Origin of the sequence: Actinomadura sp. B10D3, assembly GCF_039871695.1 — a bacterium.
Classification (GTDB): Bacteria; Actinomycetota; Actinomycetes; order Streptosporangiales; family Streptosporangiaceae; genus Spirillospora; species Spirillospora madurae.
In genome coordinates this window covers 20,071-40,695 of sequence record NZ_JBDPLY010000044.1, presented here as the reverse complement: position 1 = coordinate 40,695, position 20,625 = coordinate 20,071, and the positions used below count along the sequence as shown (strand labels likewise).

Annotated in this window: 14 protein-coding genes; 9 read left to right on the top strand and 5 right to left on the bottom strand. The window is 72.0% G+C overall.

The window, feature by feature from the left end:
• The first annotated feature begins 3 nt into the window (after window positions 1-3).
• The 6 genes from ABGB11_RS39585 to ABGB11_RS39560 all read left to right on the top strand — a co-directional run bounded on the left by ABGB11_RS39585 (window position 4) and on the right by ABGB11_RS39560 (window position 10,320).
• Window positions 4-1,263: an acyltransferase family protein gene (locus tag ABGB11_RS39585; RefSeq protein ID WP_347640679.1), complete on the top strand. Its 1,260-nt coding sequence runs from the start codon at window positions 4-6 to the stop codon at window positions 1,261-1,263.
• A 16-nt stretch (window positions 1,264-1,279) separates the two neighbouring features.
• Entirely contained in the window at window positions 1,280-2,452 is a 1,173-nt protein-coding gene (locus tag ABGB11_RS39580) for an acyltransferase family protein (RefSeq protein ID WP_347640677.1), read from the top strand.
• A gap of 59 nt (window positions 2,453-2,511) precedes the next feature.
• Window positions 2,512-4,758 carry a bifunctional glycosyltransferase family 2 protein/CDP-glycerol:glycerophosphate glycerophosphotransferase gene (locus ABGB11_RS39575; RefSeq protein ID WP_347640676.1) on the top strand — a complete coding sequence of 749 codons (2,247 nt, stop codon included), beginning with the start codon at window positions 2,512-2,514 and terminating at the stop codon, window positions 4,756-4,758.
• Window positions 4,759-4,869: 111 nt separating this feature from the next.
• Window positions 4,870-8,271 carry a CDP-glycerol glycerophosphotransferase family protein gene (locus ABGB11_RS39570; protein ID WP_347640675.1) on the top strand — a complete coding sequence of 1,134 codons (3,402 nt, stop codon included), beginning with the start codon at window positions 4,870-4,872 and terminating at the stop codon, window positions 8,269-8,271.
• 91 nt (window positions 8,272-8,362) lie between these two features.
• On the top strand, window positions 8,363-9,142 hold the full coding sequence (locus ABGB11_RS39565) for a hypothetical protein (RefSeq protein ID WP_347640674.1): 780 nt from the start codon (window positions 8,363-8,365) through the stop codon (window positions 9,140-9,142).
• On the top strand, window positions 9,139-10,320 hold the full coding sequence (locus tag ABGB11_RS39560) for a glycosyltransferase family 4 protein (RefSeq protein ID WP_347640673.1): 1,182 nt from the start codon (window positions 9,139-9,141) through the stop codon (window positions 10,318-10,320). The genes ABGB11_RS39565 and ABGB11_RS39560 overlap by 4 nt, the downstream gene beginning before the upstream one ends.
• On the opposite strand, the gene ABGB11_RS39555 is transcribed toward ABGB11_RS39560, so the two are convergent.
• Window positions 10,317-11,801, bottom strand: coding sequence for a hypothetical protein (locus ABGB11_RS39555; RefSeq protein WP_347640672.1), 1,485 nt, complete (start codon window positions 11,799-11,801; stop codon window positions 10,317-10,319). The genes ABGB11_RS39560 and ABGB11_RS39555 overlap by 4 nt on opposite strands.
• 123 nt (window positions 11,802-11,924) lie before the next feature.
• Between ABGB11_RS39555 and ABGB11_RS39550 the strand changes: the two genes are divergently transcribed.
• Window positions 11,925-12,929: a CDP-alcohol phosphatidyltransferase family protein gene (locus ABGB11_RS39550; RefSeq protein WP_347640670.1), complete on the top strand. Its 1,005-nt coding sequence runs from the start codon at window positions 11,925-11,927 to the stop codon at window positions 12,927-12,929.
• Between the two features lie 25 nt (window positions 12,930-12,954).
• Here the strand turns inward: ABGB11_RS39550 and ABGB11_RS39545 are convergent, their stop codons facing one another.
• From ABGB11_RS39545 to wecB, 4 genes are read right to left on the bottom strand one after another with little or no spacing between them, the layout of a single operon-like run.
• The gene (locus ABGB11_RS39545) at window positions 12,955-13,764 is read right to left on the bottom strand and encodes a class I SAM-dependent methyltransferase (RefSeq protein WP_347640669.1); all 810 of its coding nucleotides are present in this window, start codon (window positions 13,762-13,764) and stop codon (window positions 12,955-12,957) included.
• Between the two features lie 32 nt (window positions 13,765-13,796).
• Window positions 13,797-15,986, bottom strand: coding sequence for a glycosyltransferase family 1 protein (locus tag ABGB11_RS39540; RefSeq protein WP_347640668.1), 2,190 nt, complete (start codon window positions 15,984-15,986; stop codon window positions 13,797-13,799).
• A complete protein-coding gene (locus tag ABGB11_RS39535) occupies window positions 15,983-16,663 on the bottom strand; it encodes a hypothetical protein (protein ID WP_347640667.1) in 681 nt (226 codons plus the stop codon). Before ABGB11_RS39535 ends, ABGB11_RS39540 begins: the two co-directional genes overlap by 4 nt.
• Window positions 16,656-17,723 (bottom strand): UDP-N-acetylglucosamine 2-epimerase (non-hydrolyzing), encoded by a 1,068-nt coding sequence (gene wecB / locus ABGB11_RS39530; RefSeq protein ID WP_347640700.1) that lies wholly within the window; start codon window positions 17,721-17,723, stop codon window positions 16,656-16,658. The genes ABGB11_RS39535 and wecB overlap by 8 nt, the downstream gene beginning before the upstream one ends.
• Before the next feature lie 57 nt (window positions 17,724-17,780).
• Here wecB and ABGB11_RS39525 point away from each other — a divergent pair, with 57 nt between their 5' ends.
• Both ABGB11_RS39525 and ABGB11_RS39520 read left to right on the top strand, forming a co-directional pair.
• Window positions 17,781-19,220, top strand: coding sequence for a glycosyltransferase family 4 protein (locus tag ABGB11_RS39525; RefSeq protein ID WP_347640666.1), 1,440 nt, complete (start codon window positions 17,781-17,783; stop codon window positions 19,218-19,220).
• A gap of 19 nt (window positions 19,221-19,239) precedes the next feature.
• Window positions 19,240-20,502: a nucleotide sugar dehydrogenase gene (locus tag ABGB11_RS39520; protein WP_347640665.1), complete on the top strand. Its 1,263-nt coding sequence runs from the start codon at window positions 19,240-19,242 to the stop codon at window positions 20,500-20,502.
• Window positions 20,503-20,625 lie beyond the last annotated feature (123 nt).

Below are 20,625 nucleotides of genomic sequence, written 5' to 3'. Positions count from 1 at the left end.
CGTATGACCTACACCACCAGGCCCAGCGGGGGCGAGGGGCACCGGACCGATCCAACGGCGTTCGGCGACCCCGTCGCACCGCCCGCGGAGACGATGCCACAAGAGGCGATGCCCACAGAGGCGATGCCCGCGGCGGAGGTGCCCGGCGTCGCCGTGGCGGGCGCCGCGGTTCCCGCCACGGCCACCGCCACGGCCACGGCCACCGTTCCCGGCGCCCCCGCGGCTCCCGCCGCCGCGCCGGCGCCGCGGCCCGCCAAGAAGCGCGACCCGTTCTTCGACAACGCCAAGTACTTCGCGATCCTGCTGGTGGTGGCGGGGCACTCCCTGGCCAACCTGCTGAACGTCCCGCTGGCCAAGGGCCTGTACATCTTCATCTACATGTTCCACATGCCGCTGTTCATCGTGATCACCGGCTACTTCTCGCGGAACTGGACGTTCGCCGGCGGCAAGGCGCGCAAGCTCATCACCAACGTCGGCGTGCCGTACGTGGTGTTCGAGATCGCCTACTCGCTGTACGACTGGCTCGCCGGGCGCAACGAGCTGGAGATCAGCCTGCTGAACCCGTACTACCTGACGTGGTTCCTGTGCGCGCTGTTCATGTGGCGGCTGTCCACGCCGGTCTGGCAGCAGATCCGCTGGCCGCTCGCCGTCGCGCTGGTGTTCGCGCTGCTGTCGTACATGAGCGACATCGGCGGCACGTTCGACATTCACCGGGTGCTCGGGCTGCTCCCGTTCTACGTGCTCGGCCTCTGCCTGAAGCCGGTGCACTTCGAGCTGCTGAAGAAGCCGATCGCGCGGCCGATCGGGGCCGTGGTGCTCGCCGCCGGCCTCGCCGGGACGTACCTGGCCATGAACAACATGTCGCGCAACTGGATCTACTGGAAGCACGCGCACGAGGACCTCGGGGTCGGCAACTTCGCCGGCACCGTGATGCGGCTCGCCATGTTCGCCTTCGCGATCGTGTGCGTCGCCGCGTTCCTCAGCCTGATCCCGCGCCGGGAGCACTGGTTCACCCAGCTCGGCGCCTACACGCTGTACGCCTACCTGCTGCACGGGTTCGTCACCCGTCTCCTGAACTTCACCGGCTGGTGGGGCGCCGACTGGATGCACACCGTCCCCGGGGTGTTCATCGTGATCGCCGGCGCCCTCGTGGTCGGCACGTTCCTGTGCTCCAAGCCCGTCGTCCGGACGATGAGCTGGGCACTGGAGCCGAAGATGACCTGGGTGTTCACCCCCCTGCGACGGCCCGCGCGCTCCCGCTAGGGCCTGCCCCGGAGCTATGACCGACATCCTCCCGACCCCCCAGCCCGCCACCGGCGGCGCGCCCTCCGCCCCGGGCGGTGCGACCGCCCAGGGCGGCACGTATCCCGCCATCCCGACGGACGTCAGGACGCCCGCCGGCAAGCCGGGCGCGGCCCCGCCCGCCCCCGCGCCCAAGCAGCGGGACGCCTACTTCGACAACGCCAAGTTCTTCACGGCCATCCTGGTCGTGCTCGGGCACGTGTGGGCGCAGCTCGGCGACAGCAACGCCGTGGACGCCGCCTACGTGGTCCTGTACACGTTCCACATGCCGGTCTTCGTCTTCATCTCCGGCTACTTCTCGCGCGGGTTCATGCGCTCGACGGACAAGTTCCGCAGCATTTTCCCGACCCTTGTCGTGCCCTATGTGATATTCATTCTGCTTTACCGGGCGCAATTGATTCTCATCAACGGCGTCGACTTCCGGTTGAGCGAGATCTTCCGGCCGCATTTCCTGATGTGGTTCCTCGTGGCGCTGGTCCTGTGGCGGCTGAGCGCCCCGCTCTGGGCCCACCTGCGGCACCCGGTGGCGATCTCCGTCGCGCTGAGCCTCGTCGCGGGCAGCTGGGCGTTCACCGCCGACTCGACGCTCAGCCGGGCGGCCGGGCTGCTCCCGCTGTTCGTCCTCGGGCTGACGATCAAGCCCGAGCACGTGCGCCGGCTGCGCGCCGGATGGGCGCGCTGGGCGGGGCTCGCGGTGCTCGCCGCGGCGCTGCCCGTCGCCTACGTCTGGCGGCTCGGCGACGTCGTCCCCAGGATCGACACGGGTTTCCTGTACTGGAACAAGGGCTATGCCGACATGGGGTTCGGCGCCGCGGAGGGGATGTCCTGGCGGCTCGTGACGCTGGCGTTCGCCGTCCTGCTCGGCGCCGCGTTCCTCGCGTGCATCCCGCGCGGGCGCGCCTGGTACACCGAGATGGGCACCCGGACGATGTACGTGTACCTGCTGCACGGGCTCATCGTGAAGACGTTCGACTACACCGGCATGCTGGACAGACCCGTCCTGCACGGGCCGCTCGGCATCGTGGCGGTCACGCTCGCCTGCACGGCGCTCGGCGTCGTCCTCGCCACCGCGCCCGTCCAGCGGTTCACGCGGTGGGCCGTGGAGCCCGACGCGAGATGGTTGCTCAAGCCCGCCCATGGGCGGACATAAGATTCAACGGCGATCTGCGGGTATAGTCCAGATTCACCGAGTAGCTGATTGGTCTACGCGTGAGCTCTGATCACCACATCTCCCTGAGCATCATCGTGCCCGTGCACAAAGTGCAGGGGTACATCCGGCAATGTCTGGATTCGATCCTCGACCCCGATCTGCCCAACCTCGAGGTCATCGCGGTCGACGACCACTCACCGGACGGGTGCGGCGAGATTCTGGACGAGTTCGCCGAGCGGGACTCTCGCGTCAAGGTGAGGCACCTCACCGAGAACGTCGGGCTCGGGCACGCCCGCAACATCGGCCTCGACATGGCCACCGGCGACTACGTCTGGTTCTTCGACAGCGACGACTACGCGACCGAGGGCGCCGTCCGCGCCATCTGCGACCGCCTCGCCGAGACCCGCCCCGACGTGCTGGTCTTCGACTACGCCCGCTCCTACTGGAACGGCAAGGTCAAGCGCAGCATCATCAACGACCTGTTCCGCGAGCCGCCCGCGCCGGACGTGTTCACGCTGTCCGAGCGGCAGAGCGTGCTCGAGATGATGATGACGGCGTGGAACAAGGCGATCCGCCGGGAGTTCCTGCTCGACCTCGGGCTGCGGTTCAGCGGCGGCTACTACGAGGACGTCAACGTCACCTACCCGATCCTCATGGCGGCCGAGCGGCTCAGCCTGCTGGACCGGGTCTGCTACATCTACCGGCAGCGCCGCCGCGGCGCGATCACCAAGACGACCGGCGCCAAGCACTTCGACGCGTTCGCGCAGTACGACCGCATCTTCGAGTTCATGGACGCGATGGGGCCGGAGGCCGACCAGTTCCGGCCGCTGATGTTCAGCCGGACGATCTGGCACCTGCTCGTCATCATCGAGCGCGGCGACCGCGTCCACGAGTCGGAGAACGAGCGGTTCTTCGCCGAGATGTCGAAGACGTACAACCGGTACGAGCCGCCCGGGTACGTCCCGCCGGACCCGGAGGACAAGCCGTACCTCGCGGAGAAGCACCGGCTGATCAAGGCGAACGACTACCGGGGCTTCCAGCGCGTCCGCGCCGCCGAGACCCGCGACAAGGCGAAGCGCAAGGCCACCAAGGCGGCCGGCATCCGCAAGCGCGGCGTGCTGATCGGCAAGGAGCTGGCCAAGGAACGCTACTACCAGGTGCAGCGCCGCCTCCCGGTCGACGAGAACCTCGCCGTGTTCGCCGCGTACTGGTACCGCGGGTACGCCTGCAACCCCGCGGCGATCTACGAGAAGGTCCGCGAGCTGGCCCCGCACATCACCCCGGTGTGGGTGGTGAAGCCGGGGGCGCGCAAGACCATGCCGGAGGGCGTCGACCACGTCGTCGCCGGGTCCGCCGAGTACTACCGGACGCTGGCCCGCGCGAAGTACTTCGTCAACAACGTGAACTTCCCCGACAACTACGTGAAGCGGCCGGGGCAGGTGCACATGATGACGCAGCACGGCACGCCGCTGAAGAAGATGGGCCTCGACCAGATGGAGTACCCGGTCGGCGCCAACGACATGGACTTCAAGGCCCTCATCACCCGGTCCGACCGCTGGGACTACCTCGTGTCGTCCAACCCGCTGTCGACCGAGGCGTGGGAGCGCGGGTTCCCGTGCGACTACGAGATGCTGGAGATCGGCTACCCGCGCAACGACCGGCTCGTGCGGGCCACCGAGGAGGAGCGCAGCCGGATGCGCTCCGAGCTGGGCGTCCCGGGCAACGCGACCGCGATCCTGTACGCGCCGACGCACCGCGACTACCAGCGCCGCTACAGCCCCATGTTCGACATCGGCCGGGTCATGGACCGGCTCGGCGAGGGGTACGTGCTGCTGCTGCGCGCGCACTACTTCTACAAGATCAAGAACTTGGCGGCGGACATGGGCTGGCCGGAGGGCCGGGTCATCGACGTGTCCAAGCACCCGTCCGTCGAGGACCTCATGATCGCCTCGGACGCGCTGCTCACCGACTACTCCTCGGTGATGTTCGACTACGCCAACCTCGACCGGCCGATCGTGATCTACGCGAACGACTGGGAGACCTACAGGCTCACCCGCGGCGTCAACTTCGACCTGATGGCCACGCCGCCCGGGGCCGTCGCCACGACGGAGGCCGAGCTGGTCGACGCGTTCGTGTCCCGGGCCGCCTGGAGCGACGCCGCGTCGAAGAACCTCGCGAACTTCCGGGCCCGGTTCTGCCCCTGGGACGACGGGAACGCCGCCGAGCGCGCCGTCCGCCGGATGTTCCTGGGGGAGAAGGTCCCGAATCCTCCGCACCAGCCCCCATCGTCGCCCGCGCCGCAGTAGCATCCGGCGCACACCCCCTCACGCTCCCAGGCACCCGCCCGCCGCGTGAAGTACCGACAGGCCCGACGGCATCGCCGCGGGCCTTGACCAAGTGAAAAAGGAGTGGGTCGCTTGTCCGTCAGCAGGATCAGCGTGATCGTGCTCGCGCACGGGGCCGGAGAGTCGCTGGACGGCACCCTCGCGTCCCTCGCCGCCCAGTCCCACCCGGACCTCGCCGTGCTCGTGGTGGACGACGGCACCGGCGCGACCGCCGAGACCGCCGTCCCCGACGACCGGTTCCGGATCGTCCGGCAGGGCGCGCTCAGCCGCGGCGCCGCGCGCAACCTCGGCGTCGCCGAGAGCGACGGCGAGTTCCTGCTGTTCGTCAACGGCGGCGACGAGTTCCCCGCCGGCGCGCTCGCGGCGCTGGCCGCGGCGCTGGAGGCGTCGGGCTCGGACATCGCGCTCGGCCGCGAGGCCGTGCACCGGTGGACGGGGCAGGTGCACGCGTGGCGGCCGGTCAGAGCGTCCCTCGACCCGGTCACCGGAACGGACGTGCGGCGCACCCCCGACCTCGTGGCCGAGCGGAGGATCTCCGGCAAGCTGTTCCGCCGGTCCTTCTGGACGGAGCACGGGCTGGAGTTCCCCGATCTCGGCCGGTACGACGACCTGCCGGCCGTGCTCCAGGCACTGCACCTCGCGAAGGGCGTCGACGTGCTGCCCGACGTCGTGCTGCACCGGCGGCGCCAGCCGTTCCCGGCGACCACGGAGGCGCAGGAGATCGCGGACGGGTTCGGCGCCGTCACCCTCGCCACCGGCTGGCTCGGCGAGCACGGCCACGACCGGTCGCTGCACCGCGTCCGGCTCCTCGCGGCCGGCGAGGAGCTGCGGGTGTTCCTGGACGCGCTGCCGGACGTGCCCGCCGGGGAACGCGACCAGGTCGTCGCGCAGGCGGCGGCGTACGCGTCGGGGCTGCCCGCGAAGCTGCTCGGCGAGGTGCCCGCGCTGACCCGCCTGAAGTGGCATCTGGCCACCACGGGCCGCACGACGGAGCTGGTGAAGGTCGTCCGGTACGAGCGCGGGAAGGCGTCGCCGTCGATCGTCCGCGACCCGCTGCGCCGGTACGTCGTCTACCCGTACTGGAAGGACTCCAAGCTCGACATCCCCCGCGAGGTCTACCGGGCCCGCGACGAGGTGCGGCTGCGGGGCCGGGTGCACGCGGTGAGCTGGTCGGGCGACACGCTCACCGTCACCGGCGAGGCCTACATCAACTCGGTCAGCATGCGCCGCCGCTGGACGTCGATGAAGACGATGACGCTCCGGTCCGGCGACCGGAAGATCACCGCGCGGGCGCGGCAGACGCCGAAGCCCGGCAAGAAGTCGGGCTGGTCCGGGTTCGAGTTCACCTTCGACGTGAACCGGCTCCGCGACCACGGGCGGTGGGAGGAGGGCACCTGGAGCGTCGACGCGTCCGTGCTGAACGCGGGCGTGTTCCGGCGGGGCCCGCTGCGCGGCGGCAGCTCCGGCAGCGGCGCCCACCCGCCGTACCACTACGTCGCCGACGACGTGCGCGTCGTCCCGCGGATCGAGGACGGCCGCCTCGTCATCAAGGTCGAGAAGCTCACGGCGCGCGCCACCGCGCTGCGCTGGGACGACACCGCGCTGGTCGTCGAGGTGGCCGCGGAGGGCCCGGCGCCCGCGGAGCTGGAGCTCGCGCTCGGCGACGACCGCCTCCGGGTGCCGGTCACCGCGACCGAGGGCGGGTTCACCGCCCGGGTCGACCCGGCGGACCTCGAAGGGTCCCCGATGCCGGCCGACCAGATCGACGACACCCGCGACTGGACGGCCTCCGTCGCGGGCCGCCCCCTCGTGCTCGCCGAGGGCGTCGAGGACGCCGCGCGGACGTTCGGCCCGCTGGAGGTGACCGCGGGCCGCGGCCCGAGCGGCTACCTGCGGGTGCGGCGCACCACCGTCCGGCTCGCCGTCGACGACTGCGTCTGGCGGCCGGACGGGACGCTCGCGCTGACCGCGACGCACCCCGCCCACGCCGGCGGGCAGGTCGTGCTGCGCGGCCGGGGCCGCCGCAAGGAGCACGCGTTCGACCTCGTCGCCGACCCGTCGTCGGGCGTGCTGCGCGCCGAGGTGCCGGTCGCGGCCGTGCCGGGCGTCGCGGGCGTCCTGCCGCTGCGTCCCGGCCGCTGGGACGTGCTGTTCCGCCCGCCGGGCGGCCGGGCGCTGACCGTCCGGCTGTCGGGCCCTGCGCAGCAGAACCTGCCGGAGCCGCTGGAGGTCGCGCGCCGCGGGTACGCGCTGGAGTCCCGGGACGGGCGGCTCGCCGTCGCGGTGACCGGCGACGTCTCCGCGGAGGAGAAGAGCGCCGGCTCCAAGTACCGGGAGGAGGCGCGCCGCCGCGTCGACCGCGACGGCCTGCGCGACGCGGTCGTGTTCTCCTGCTTCAGCGGGCGGCAGTACTCCGACAGCCCGAAGGCCATCCACCAGGAGCTCCTGCGCCGCGGCATGGACCTGGAGCAGCTGTGGGTCGTCAACGACGCGCAGGTGGAGCTGCCGAGCACGCTGAAGGCCGTGCGCCTCAACGGCCGCGAGTGGAACGAGGCGCTCGCCACGTCGCGGTACATCGTGACCAACCACCGGCTGGGCGACGCGTTCCGGCGGCACCCCGACCAGATCGTCCTGCAGACGTGGCACGGCACGCCGCTGAAGAAGATCGGCAGCGACATCAAGGAGGTGCACTTCGCGTACGCGCCCGGCATGAAGAAGGCGCTGCAGGCGAAGGCCGCCGGGCCAGTCGTGCCCGAGTGGAGCCACCTGCTGTCCCCGAACCCGTTCAGCACGGAGATCTTCCGCCGGGCGTTCGCGTTCAAGGGCGAGATGCTGGAGGTCGGCTACCCGCGCAACGACCTGATGCACAGCCCCGAGGCGGACACGGTCGCCAAGCAGGTCAAGGAGCGCCTCGGCATCCCCGAGGACAAGCGGGTCGTGCTGTACGCGCCGACGTGGCGCGACGACCAGTACTACAGCCGCGGCCGCTACAAGTTCGACATGCGGCTCGACCTGGAGCGGGCCCGCGCCGCGCTCGGCGACGACCACGTCCTGCTCGTCCGGCTGCACACCAACGTCGTGGACGGCGTCACCGAGGACGAGCACGGCTTCGTTCGGGACGTGTCGCTGTACCCCGACATCACCGAGCTGTACCTGATCTCCGACATGATGATCAGCGACTACTCGTCGGTGATGTTCGACTACGCCAACACCGGCCGGCCCATGCTGTTCTTCACCTACGACCTCGCCGACTACCGGGACCGGCTGCGCGGCTTCTACTTCGACTTCGAGGCCGAGTCGCCGGGCCCGCTGGTGGAGACCTCCGACGACCTCATCGACGCGATCCGCGACGTCGAGTCCGCCACCGCCGGGCACCGGGACCGCTACCAGGCCTTCGTCGACCGGTTCTGCCCGCTCGACGACGGCAGGGCCGCGGCCCGCACCGTCGACCGGGTCTTCGACGCGACCGGTTGAGGCCAGTGGGACGGAACACGCGCGAGCGCACCGGAGGGGCGTTGGTAGGCTGCGCGCCTGCGCCCTCGACATCGGGGAAGGCGAACGGACCGTGAACGCGGTTGCTGATCATTGCAGGGTCGGGACGGACGACGAGCTGGTCATCCGCTGGCCCGCCCCCGTACCGGACGGGACGCGGATCGTGCTGCGGCACGGCGCGTCCGGCGACAGCCGGGCCGAGCCCCTCACCGGCGACCGGCTCTCGGTGACCCTGCCGCTGGCCGGGCTTTCGCCGGGCGCCTGGGAGGTGCTCGTCGAGGCGGGCTCGATCGGCCGCCCGCTGCTGACCGACGATCCCGGCTTCTCCCACGACGGGCTGCGCGCCTACGCCGCCCTGGCCCGCGACCGGGCCGCCCGCGTCGTCCGGCTGCCGGACGGGCGGGTCACGCTGGAGGTCCACGAGGTGGTCCCGCACGCCGAGGTCGAGGCCGTGCACCCGGGCGGCGGCGACATCGGGATCGTCGGCCGGCTCGCGTACGCGGGCCCGCAGCCCGGGGAGAAGGCCCGCCTCCTCGCCGTGGCGCGCAAGCGCGAGGGCGCCGTGACGTGGGACGTCCGCCTCGACGGGACCGAGTTCGAGGCCCGCCTGGACGTCCGCGCGTTCGCCGCCTGGGAGCCCGCCCTCTGGGACCTGTGGCTGGACGTCGGCGAGACCGTGCACGCCCGCCTCGCCACCCGGCTGGACGACGCCCCGGGCAAGCGCGGCACGCTGTCCTATCCTCGGCAGGTGACCGCGTCCGCCGACCGGGAGATGACCGTGCGGCCGTACTACACGCTGGACGACGAGCTGTCGATCGCGTGCCACCTCGTCCCCGAGGACACCGGATCGTGAAGATCACCTTCCTGCTGCTGGAGGCCTTCACGATCGACGGCACGGTGCGCACCACGTTCACGCTGGCCGACGAGCTGTCCCGCCGGCACGACGTGGAGATCGTCAGCGTGCGGCGGACGGCCGACCGGCCGGTGTTCCCGCTGTCGGACCGGGTCCGGCTGCGCTCCCTGATCGACGTCCGGCCGGAGGCCAAGGTCGGCTGGCCGCACGCCGGGCGGGCGAAGCGGCTGACGGCCGAGCCGAGCACGCTCGTCCACCCGGAGGAGCGCAGCTTCAACAAGTACTCCGCGTGGACCGACGAGCGGATCGGCCGGTTCCTGCGCAGGCTCCGCACCGACGTGCTCGTCACCACCCGCGCGGGCCTCAACCTGATGGCGGCGCGGCTGGCGCCCCGCAAGGTCATCGCGGTCGGGCAGGAGCACCTCCAGTTAGGCATCAACGGCGCCGGGATCCTCGCCGAGATCGAGAAGTGGTACCCGCGGCTGGACGCGCTCACCTGCCTGACGGCCGCCGACACCGAGGACTACGAGCGGATGCTCCCGGACGGGTCCTGCCCCGTCCACACGATCGGGAACGGCCTGCCGTCGCGGGTGTACCCGCGCTCCCGGCAGGAGAACAAGGTCGTCGTCGCGGCCGGGCGGGTCGTCTGGATCAAGGGCTATGACCTGCTCATCAGCGCGTTCGCGCAGGTCGTGGAGAAGCATCCGGAGTGGCGGCTGCGGATCCACGGGGACGGCCCGCGGCGCGAGGAGCTGCGCCGCAAGGCGACCCGGCTCGGGCTCTACAACAACGTCCTGATGCTGGAGCCGACCGACGACATGGAGGGCGAGCTGGCCAAGGCGTCCATCCTCGCGATGTCGTCGCGCGCCGAGCCGTTCGGCATGACGATCATCGAGGCGTTCGCGTGCGGGCTGCCGGTGGTCGCCTTCGACTGCCCGCGCGGCCCCCGCGAGATCATCACCGACGGGGTGGACGGGCTGCTCGTCCCGCCGGGGGACGTCGGGGCGCTCGCCGAGACGCTGATCCGGCTGATCGACGACGAGGAGCTGCGGCGCACGATGTCGGCGAACGCCCGCGCCTCGGCGGAGCGGTTCGGCGTCTCCGCGGTGGCGGCGAAGTGGGAGCGGATGCTGGACGGGCTGCGCGCCGCGCCCCGCCGCGACACCGGGCGCCGCTAGGCGCTGACCTTCTTCCGGGGCGCCTTCCGGTCGTCCTCGGGGGCCGCCTCCTTCCGCGGGCGGGACGGCGGGAACAGCGCCAGGCCGAGCGCGACGCAGGCGAAGGGCACCGCGGGCAGGACGTACCGGTAGTCGAAGTCGGCGGTCGCGGCGGGGATCACCAGCAGCGCGAGGCTCGTCCCCCACGGGAGCATCGCGCCGGTCCCCCAGTGCCGGACGGGGCGCAGCGGCTCCCACCGCCCGCGGGACCTCGCGTACGGGAGGGCCGCGGCCAGCCCGCCGAGCAGCAGGACGCCGAGGACCGTCCCCGGCATGGCGACGTGGTCCTGGTAGGCGAGGACCTGCCCGGCCCACGGCCGGACGACCCTGGTCTCGCCGCCGTCGGCGTCGTACTTCTCGGCGGCGAGCGCCTGCTTGTCGCTCCACGCCTCGCCTTCGGGGAACTCGTACTGGAGCCACGTCCAGGGCGTCGGGTACGGCCCGCGGTTCCACTCGAAGGCGCGCAGGGTGTCGCGGACGACCACCTTCGTGTAGTCGACGGGCTGGGCCTTGATGGCGTCCAGGGCGAACTCTCCGGCGAGCTCGTTGGCCTGGTCGCCGTAGATCCAGCCCGGGAGGTCGCGGAATGGGGAGTCGGGCGTCCACATGGCGGCGAACGGGCGGGAGATGCGCGGGTCGGAGCGCTCGGGGCACATGACGCGCAGCTCCGGGCGGGGCTCGATGACCCGGCAGTCGGCGAACGTCGCGGTGCGCCCGTAGAGCCAGATGCTGCCGGCCTTGGCCATCGCGAACTGGCCGTACTCCGCCTTGAACCAGAACATGTAGCCCACCATCGGCAGCGTGAACGCCACCGCGGCCGCCGCGCAGGCCCGCCACCCCGCCCGCCGGACCAGCAGCGCGACGAGGATCACGGCGATCAGCGGGAGGCCCGTCGACCGCGTCAGCGCGGCGGCGGCGGCGAGCACCCCCGCCAGGACCGCGAGCCACCACGTCGCCCGCCGCCGCCACAGGGCCGCGGCCACCGCCGCGAGCAGCAGGAAGGTGAACAGCGAGTCCGACATGAGCATGTGCTCGAGGGCGATCTGGTGGACGGGCAGGAGCACCGGGACCGTGAGCAGCGCCGCGAGCGCCCCGGGCAGCCACGCCCGCCACGCCCACCGTCCGGTCTCGCCGGACGCCGTCGCCGCGCGGCCGGCCCGCCACACCAGGACGTAGACGAGGACGCCGGTCAGCACGCCGATCGCGTGCTGGACCGACACCATCACCGTGAAGCTGTGGAACGGCTTGATCAGCCACAGCAGGAACGAGTAGCCGCTCGGACGTGTCGGCCCGGGCCGCAGCTCGACCGCGGACTCCAGGTACTCGGGCGAGTCGCCGAACCACATCGGTGCCGGGTAGCCGAGAACCACGATCACCCGGATCCAGATCGCCGCCGCGATCACGCAGGCGAACGGCAGGTGGGTCAGGAAACGGACGCGCACCCACCAACTTTACCCAGCGTAGTGATCATCATGTGACCGGTGGATCTCGGATCGGAGACATTGCCGTGTCCCGAACCGGACAGCCGATAGCATCGGACCGCTCCGCACTCTGAAAGGAACTCCATGGCGAACTTCACGCTCGATGACGTTCGGCAACGGACGTACAAGGCGCGTGACGCCTGGTGGACCGTCCTGCTGGTCGACCCTCTCGCGTCCCGGCTGGTCAGGTTCACGGCCAACCGGACGCGTGTGACCCCCAACCAGCTCACCGTCGCGGCGCTGATCCTCGGCCTCGGCGCGGGCGCGTGCTTCGCCGTCGCGTCCTGGCCGTGGCTGCTCGCCGGCGCGGCCCTGTACCACCTGTCGTTCACGCTCGACTGCATGGACGGCAAGATCGCGCGCCTGAAGGGCACCGGCTCGGTCTTCGGCGCCTGGCTCGACTACATCTTCGACCGCGTCCGCGTCCTGGCCTGCGCGATCGCGCTGATGGCCGGCCAGTACGCGGCCACCGGCAACGTCGCCTACGTCTGGACGGCCCTCGGCGTCGTCTTCCTCGACATGCTCCGCTACATGGACGCCCTGGAGATCTACAAGGTGCGCTCCCAGATGCGGACGAGGCTGAACGCGGCGCGCGAGGAGGCCCACTCGCTCGAACTCGCGGCCCGCCGCGCCAACGGCGAGATCCCCGACGCCGACGAGGACCTGCGCTCCGCCGAGGCGCTGACCGGGGACCCCGAGGCCGACCTGGAGGACCGGGTGGTCGCCGACGACCCGGCCATCGCGGCCATGCAGCAGGGCTTCAACCAGCGCTTCCCCTGGTACGCGCGCATCCGCAACGTGCTGATGGCGGGCCGGATCCGGCCGCACCTGATCAGCGGCATCGAGTTCCAGATGGGCGTGTTCATCGTCGCGCCCATCGCCGCCGCGATCGTCTCCGGCGCCATCATCCCCGTGGTGGTGGTCAGCGGTGCCGGGCTGCTGGCCTTCGAGCTGATCATCATCTACAAGTTCTGGCTGTCCAGCCGCGACTACAGCCGCAGCCTCGCCAAGCTGAACGCCAAGATCGAGACCTACCGCGCCGAACTCCCGGCCGAGTACGCCGAGGCCGCCGTCGGCAGCTCCGGCTGACCCGGCGGCCCCGGCGGCCCCGGCGCTACGCCTTCCGCGCGGTGACGAGCAGGTACTCCCAGTCCATGGTCAGGCCCGTGCCTCCCAGGTCGTGGTCGCGGGCGAGATCGGCCAGGGCCCGGTCGAGGTCGGCGACCGCACCGGGGTCGTCCGCGATGCGGTCGTAGACGGCGATCGTCGGGCCGTAGCGGCTCTTGAAGTAATCGCGGAAGTCCTCCGGCGTGCCGAACAGGTCGATCCGCACCGTCTCCCGCCGGGCCGTGACGCCGGTGACGCGGTCGCCGAGCAGCGCCCGGACATGGCCGGGGTCGCCCCAGAGCGGCGGTGGCCGCACGCCCGGCGGGGGCGGCGGCGCGTAGGGCTTCATCGTGGTGAACATCCGGCCGATGAAGCCCTCCGGCGTCCAGTTGAGCAGGGCGATCGTGCCGCCCGGCCGGCAGACGCGCACCAGCTCGTCCGCCGTGGCCTGGTGGTGCGGGGCGAACATGACGCCCACGCAGGACAGCACGGTGTCGAACTCGTTCTCCGCGAACGGCAGGGCCTCGGCGTCGGCCTCCTGCCACCGCAGCGTCGCCCCGCGGGCCGCCGCCGCGTCCCTTCCGGCGTCCAGCAGCTCCGGCGTCAGGTCGCTCGCGACCACGTCGGCGCCCGCGAGCGCGGCGGCGATGGCGGCGTTCCCCGAGCCGGCCGCGACGTCCAGTACTCGCCGGCCCGGCCCGACCCCGGCGGCCCGGACCAGGACGCCGCCGAGGTCCGGGATGACGTCCTCGGCCAGCTCCGGGTAGTTCCCCAGCGCCCACATCGTCCGGTGTGCGCTCTTCAGCGTGTCCCCCATGAGGGCTCTCTGCCCGGTATGGGGTCTTCGTACTACAGGTCCCCGGCGAGAAGGTCCGTCCACCTGCGGCAGACCTCGTCCAGGCCGTAGGCGGACGTCACCTGGTCGCGGGCCACGTCGGCGTCGTCCCGCCAGCGGTCCAGGGCGACCGTCGTGGCGATGGACGCGGCCATGGCCGAGGTGTCCTCGTGGATCCAGCGCGGGTCGTAGATGGTGTCGGAGCCGGGCCACGGGAGCAGGGCCGGGACGGCGCCGGAGGCCATGCCCTCGGCGGGGGCCAGGTGGAAGCTCTCGTCGTCGCTGGTGGAGAGGACGAACCCGATGCGGCGCAGCCAGGACGCCACGTCACGGCCGTAGGAGTCGAACACGACGCCTCCGGAGAGCAGGCGGGAACGGCGGATGCGCCGGAAGACCTTCTTGTAGTGGGCCCGCTCCTCCTCCTTCTGCCAGATCCACCAGTACTCCCAGGGGAGCTTGGACTTCACGAAGAGGGTGAAGCGGGGATCGTCGCGGCGCAGCTCCTCGACGACGTCCAGGGCGAGGTCCAGGCGCTTGCGGGACGGGGCGATGCCGATCATCCCGAGGTGGTGCTCGGCGCCGGGGAGTTTGGCGCGGCCGAGCTGGTGGTCGTCCACCCAGTTCGGGATCGTGACGACCTTCGCGTCCGGCCAGCCGGTGATCTCCCGGGTCAGCGCCTTGTAGTGCGGGCTGACGCAGACGACCCGGTCGACGGCGTCGATGTCGAGCTGCTTCGGCCAGTTCGCGTACAGCTCGAAGCGGTGGAGGCGGACGACGAGCCGCTGGTCCGGGCGCTTGCGCTCGGCGAACCAGAGGGCGTTCGGGCCGCACCACTCGCAGACGACGACGTCCGCCCAGTCGACGAGGTCCTGGCTGCGCTTCTCGTCGTGGGCCTTCAGGGCGGCCCAGTGGTCGACGCGGACCTCCATGTCGGCGCGCGAGCGGAGATAGTCGAGGAGGCGGGTGAAGAACTTCAGGTCATGGCCCGCCACCCCGACGCGGAGGCGGCGCTCCTTGACGGCCATGACCTTGGCGGACGGTTCGGGGAAGGCCTGGGACAGGTACGCGCGGAGCCGTCCGGCGGCGGCGTCCAAGGTGAACCCGGCGGCGGCCGAGCGGCAGCGGTCCGCGGCGAGGGTGAAGACCTCGGGGTTCTTGCCGATGAGGGTCAGGGAGTCCAGGACGTCGTCCTCGGTGGCGGCGAAGAGCGGGTAGTCGGCGCCGAGGAGCCGCTCATGCATGGGGGTGCGGTTGAGGACGACCGGGACGCCGAGCGCCCCGCACTCCAGGACCTTCGTGGACAGTTCGAGGCTCGTGTCCATGGACGGGTCGCGCCAGGACAGACCCACGTCGCCCGCGGCGGTCAGGCGCATCGCCTCCGCGCGGGGATGGCCGCCGTGCCAGACGACGCCCTCGCCCGACTCCAGCGCCGCCCGCATCCGGGCCGCGAAACCGGGGTCGGACGGGTCGTCGTGGATCTTGTCGCCGACCATGTGGAGTTCGGCGTCCACACCGCGCACGGAGAGCAGGCGTGGGAGCGACGTCATCTCGCAGGTGTTCCAGCGCGGCGCGAACTTGCCCGTGTAGACGAGGCGGAGCGGGCCGGCCGGCGGTCCGGCGGGACGGGCCTCCAGGCCCTCGGGAAGCACCACGACCGGTGGGAACAGCACGCTCTTCCCGGACATGGCCGGGACCGCCGCCTCCAGGAACCCGCGCAGCTCCTCGGTCTGGCACAGCAGGAGGCGCGAGGCGTCGGCGATCCGGCGCAGCTCGCCCTTGGCCGAGGCGCCGAACTCGGCCGCGGACTGGGGGACGTCGGTGAGGTACGTCCAGAGCCGCCCGGCGAGCGGGCCCGCGGCGAGCTTGCCCGCGAGGCGGCGGCCCCGGACCACGACGAGGTCGTGCGGGTCCTCCGCGTCGATGCGGGCGAGGATCGCGGCGGCGTGCCGCGGCCCCATGCCGTCCGGGCCGTCGAACAGCCCTTCGGCGTGCGGGCTGCGGACGGTGACGCCGGGCAGCGCGCGCAGCGGGTCGACGAGCCGGCCGGTCCGCACGGCCGCCTTGAGGACCAGGGTCACCTCGCAGCCGGCGCGGGCGAGCGCCTGGACCATGCCCTGGGCCCAGATCGCCGAGCCGTCGATCATGTTGAGGTCGACGTCGCCGTAGACGAGGGCGCGTGGTCGCACGGTGGTGGTTCCTTTCATCGCGCGGGGGCCGAAATCTCGTTGAGCCGACCTGGCGTGCCGGCAGTGGCGTCCCAGTGCAGGGACGCGAGGGTGGCGGGCGGCGCCTCGCCCCACAGGACGAGCGGAAGCGACCGCGCGGCGGCGATCCGGCGGATCTCGTCCAGCGCGAGGTCGCGGTCGTACATGCCGGGCACGCCCAGGTACGCCCAGGGGCCGCCGGGCTCGCCGGCCGCCGCGTCCACGACGACCATGTCCACGTCGGCGGAGCCGAGCGCGGTCGCGGCGTCGTGCGGGTACAGCGGGACGACCTTGGCGTGCGCGGCGAGCGCGGCCGCCGTGGACGGGTTCAGCACGCCCGCGATGATCAGGCCGTCGTGCACCCCCGCGACGAGCAGGCGGTTCTCCGGATGGTCGGCGCGGTCGGGGTGGACGCCGCCCCCGCGGGCCGAGCCGGACGCCGCCACCGGCGCGTTGCGTTTGCGCCACAGCCGGTAGAGGTCCCTGGGCAGGCGCTTGCCGCGCCTGGGGTTGCGTGCCGCGCCCGCGACGAGCCGGCCGAACTGGACGGCCGTCGAGGCCTCCAGCGCGGCGAGCCGCTTCTCCATCTCGTCGAGCCGCGCCTCACGCTCGCGCAGCGCGGCCTTGAGCCGTGCGACCTGCTGGTACGCCTTTGCGTCCCGGGCTGCGTCAGTCACTCAGGTACTCCATGATCACTTCGGCGATGCGGGGGCCGGCCTGGCCGTCCCAGAGAGGCGGCCTGCGGTCCCCCGCTCCGGCACCCGACTCCAGAACCTTCCGGACTCCGGGGACCAGTTCCTCGAACGTCACCAGCCGGTTGGTGCCGTGCGTGATGGTGATCGGCCGCTCGGTGTTCGGGCGGACGGTCAGGCACGGCACCCCGAGGATCGTCGTCTCCTCCTGGAGGCCGCCCGAGTCGGTGACGACCGCCGCCGCTCCCCGCACGGCCGCGATGAACTCGATGTACCCGAGCGGCTCCAGGATGTGCACCCCGGCGTGCTCGTCCAGGCCGGCGGCCAGCAGGTTCGCCCGGCCGCGCGGGTGGACGGGGATGACCAGGTCGGCGAGGTCGGCGACGCCGTGCAGGTGCCGGACGAGGGCCGCCGCCGTCTCCGGGGCGTCCACGTTCGCGGGGCGGTGCATGGTCGCGAGCACGTACCGCTCCGGCAGCCCGCGGGCCTCCCGCACGGCGGCCGTGTCGAAGGAGTCCAGGTTCGCCAGCAGCGTGTCGATCATCGGGTTGCCGACCAGGTGCGCCCGCTCCACCGGGACACCCTCGGCGGCCAGGTGCCCGATCCCCTCCGGGCTGGTGACGAGGCACAGCGCGGACAGCTGGTCGGTGACCCTGCGGTTCACCTCCTCGGGCATGGTCATGTCGAAGCTGCGCAGCCCGGCCTCCACATGGGCGACCGGGATGTGCAGCTTGGCCGCGACGAGGGCGGCGGCGATCGTCGAGTTCACGTCGCCGTACACGATGGCGAGCGCGGGTGAACGGCCGGTGAACTCCCGCTCCAGCCCGATCATGAGCGCGGCGGTCTGCTCGGCGTGCCCGCCGGAGCCGACGCCGAGGTTGACGTCGGGCTCGGGCAGCCCCAGCTCGTCGAAGAAGATCTCCGACAGCCGCGCGTCGTAGTGCTGGCCGGTGTGGATCACGGTCTGCTCGGCGCCGGCGGTGCGCAGCGCGGAGATCACCGGCGCCGCCTTGACGAAGTTGGGCCGCGCCCCGAGGACGTGCACGATGGGTCCCAACACGATTTCCCTTCTGTTCATCGGGCTTGCCTAACGTCCGGCCCTGTGGCCGAGAAATCCGTGAAGAAGTCCGTCTACCTGGCCGGGCTCGCCTGGCGGCAGCTCCGCGACGACCCCGGCCGGGCGTCCCGGCTGGCCGTCCGGCTCGCCGCCCGCACCCCGGCGGGCGCCCGGCTGCGGCGCTCCCGCCTCGCCGTCCCGCGGCCGAGGGACGTCCGTCGCGAGACGCGGGACCTGCGCCTGCTGCTGGACGAGCCGTCGCGGCCGCGCGAGCGCCGGGCCGTGCAGGGCGGGACCGTGCTGCAGTTCGTCACGAACGCGCTGCCGCGCACGAACGCGGGCTACACCGTCCGCACGCACCGGATCGCGCTCGCGCAGCGCGCCATGGGCCTCGACCCGCACATCGTGTCCCGGCTCGGGTATCCGCTCAGCCAGGGGATACCCGACGCGCGGGCGCGGGTGGACGTGGACGGCGTCCCGTACCACCGGCTGCTGCCCTGGCTGCCGGAGGCCGATCCGCGGCGCGTCGTCGCCAGGAGCGCCGACCTCGCGGGCCGGCTGGTGGAGGAGCTGCGCCCGGCGGTCCTGCACGCGGTCAGCAACCACCTGAACGCGGCCGTCGCGCTGGAGCTGGGACGGCGGCACGGGCTGCCCGTCGTGTACGAGGTGCGCGGCTTCCTGGAGGATTCCTGGCTGTCGCGCGACCCCGCGCACGACGAGGCCGACGACTTCTACCGGCTGACCCGCGAGCTGGAGACCCGTCGCATGGCCGAGGCGGACGCGGTCGTCACGCTCGGCGAGGCGATGCGGGCGGAGATCGTGTCCCGCGGCGTCCCGGAGGAGAAGATCTTCACGGTGCCGAACGGCGTGGACGAGGCGTTCCTGGAGCCGCTCCCGGACGCGTCCGGCCTGCGCGAGCGGCTCGGCGTCCCGCCGGGCGCCACCGTCGTCGGGCTCACGTCGTCCTTCTACGGCTACGAGGGCATCGGCACGCTCATCGACGCGGCGGCCCTGCTCCGCGACCGCGGCGCGCCCGTCACGCTGCTGCTGGTCGGGGACGGCCCGGAGCGCGGCGCGCTGGAACGGCGGGCGGCCTCGCACGGCGTTCACGCCGTGTTCACCGGCCGGGTGCCGATGGAATCGGTTCGCCGCTATCACGCCGTCCTCGATGTGTTCGCGGTCCCGCGCAGGGCGGACCGGGTCTGCCAGTTGGTGACGCCCCTCAAACCGATCGAGGCGATGGCCGGGGGAATCCCGGTAGTAGCCAGTGATGTCAAGGCTCTCCGCGAAATCGTGGAACCGGGCGTGACCGGCGCGTTAACAGTTCCGGAAGACCCGGAAGCATGGGCGAATTGCCTGGAAGATCTGGCTTACAGTCCGGAAAGGAGACAGAAAATCGGGCGGTCGGCCCGCGAATGGGTCGCGGCGGAACGTACCTGGACCGCCGTGACGGCCGGATACCGGGCCGCCTACCGAAGGACATAGATCGAAGGGAGCCGGCCGCGTGGATCTCGTGGTCATCGGACTCGGCTACGTGGGCCTCCCGCTCGTGCGGGAGGCCTGCCGGGCCGGCCTGCGGGCCGGCGGGCTGGACCGGGACGCGCGGGTGGTCGCCGGGCTGAAGGCCGGGCTGTCGCACGTCGACGACGTCTCGCCCCGCGAGGTCGAGCGGATGCTGGACGCCGGGTTCCGCCCGTCCCTCGACGAGGACGTCCTGGACGGCGCCCGCACCGTCGTCATCTGCGTGCCGACGCCGCTGTCGCCCGAAGGCGGCCCCGACCTGACGGCGGTCCGCGGCGCCGCCGCGACCGTCGCCCGGCACCTGGACCCCGGGACGCTGGTGGTCCTGGAGTCGACCACCTACCCCGGCACGACCGAGGAGGTCGTCCGCCCCATCCTGGAGACGTCCGGCCTGGTCGCCGGGGAGGAGTTCCACCTGGCGTTCTCGCCGGAGCGGATCGACCCCGGCAACCGGGTGTACGGCGTCCGCAACACCCCGAAGATCGTGGGCGGGCTCGGCCCGGCGTGCGCGTCGGCGGCCGCGGCCTTCTACGGCAAGTTCGTCGACCGGGTCGTGCAGGCCAAGGGGACGCGCGAGGCCGAGATGGCCAAGCTGCTGGAGAACACCTACCGGCACGTCAACATCGCGCTGGTCAACGAGATGGCGGTGTTCTGCAACGAGCTCGGCATCGACCTGTGGGACGCGATCGACTGCGCGGCCACCAAGCCGTTCGGGTTCCAGGCGTTCCGGCCGGGGCCGGGCGTCGGCGGGCACTGCATCCCGATCGACCCGAACTACCTGTCGTACAAGGTCCGCTCGCTCGGCTACCCGTTCCGGTTCGTGGAGCTGGCCCAGGAGATCAACGACCGGATGCCCCGGTACGTGGCGGAACGCGCGCAGCAGCTGCTGAACCGGGAGGGGCGCGCGCTCAAGGGCGCCCGGGTCCTGCTGCTCGGCGTCACCTACAAGGCCGACATCGCCGACCAGCGCGAGTCGCCGGCCCGCCCGGTCGCGCGGCGGCTGGCCCGGCTCGGCGCCGAGCTGTCGTTCCACGACCCGCTCGTCGCGTCGTGGGACGTCGACGGCACGCCGGTGCCGCCCGCCGGAAACGATCTCCGCGCCGCCCTGGAGGCGGCCGATCTGGCGATCGTGCTGGCCGACCACTCCGCCTACGACCCGGCGACGCTGGCCCGGCACGCGCGGCTGCTCTTCGACACGCGGGGCCGCACGAGGAACGTCCATTCGGACACCGTCGAGCTTCTCTAGCAGACGGGAACGAGTCGCCCGGCAGCGTCCATGTCAGGGACAGCGGGAATTCATCGGCAATTTCCATCGACGTCCGAGACTCGGCGGTGAGGGCACGTTTTTCGGCATGTTGCGGAGTGAAGT

Coding starts and splice junctions, on each gene's coding strand:
- ABGB11_RS39585 (WP_347640679.1), top strand. CDS start 4: ATGACCTACACCACCAGGCCCAGCGGGGGCGAGGGGCACCGGACCGAT.
- ABGB11_RS39540 (WP_347640668.1), bottom strand. CDS start 15,986: ATGAAAGGAACCACCACCGTGCGACCACGCGCCCTCGTCTACGGCGAC.
- ABGB11_RS39580 (WP_347640677.1), top strand. CDS start 1,280: ATGACCGACATCCTCCCGACCCCCCAGCCCGCCACCGGCGGCGCGCCC.
- ABGB11_RS39550 (WP_347640670.1), top strand. CDS start 11,925: ATGGCGAACTTCACGCTCGATGACGTTCGGCAACGGACGTACAAGGCG.
- ABGB11_RS39545 (WP_347640669.1), bottom strand. CDS start 13,764: ATGGGGGACACGCTGAAGAGCGCACACCGGACGATGTGGGCGCTGGGG.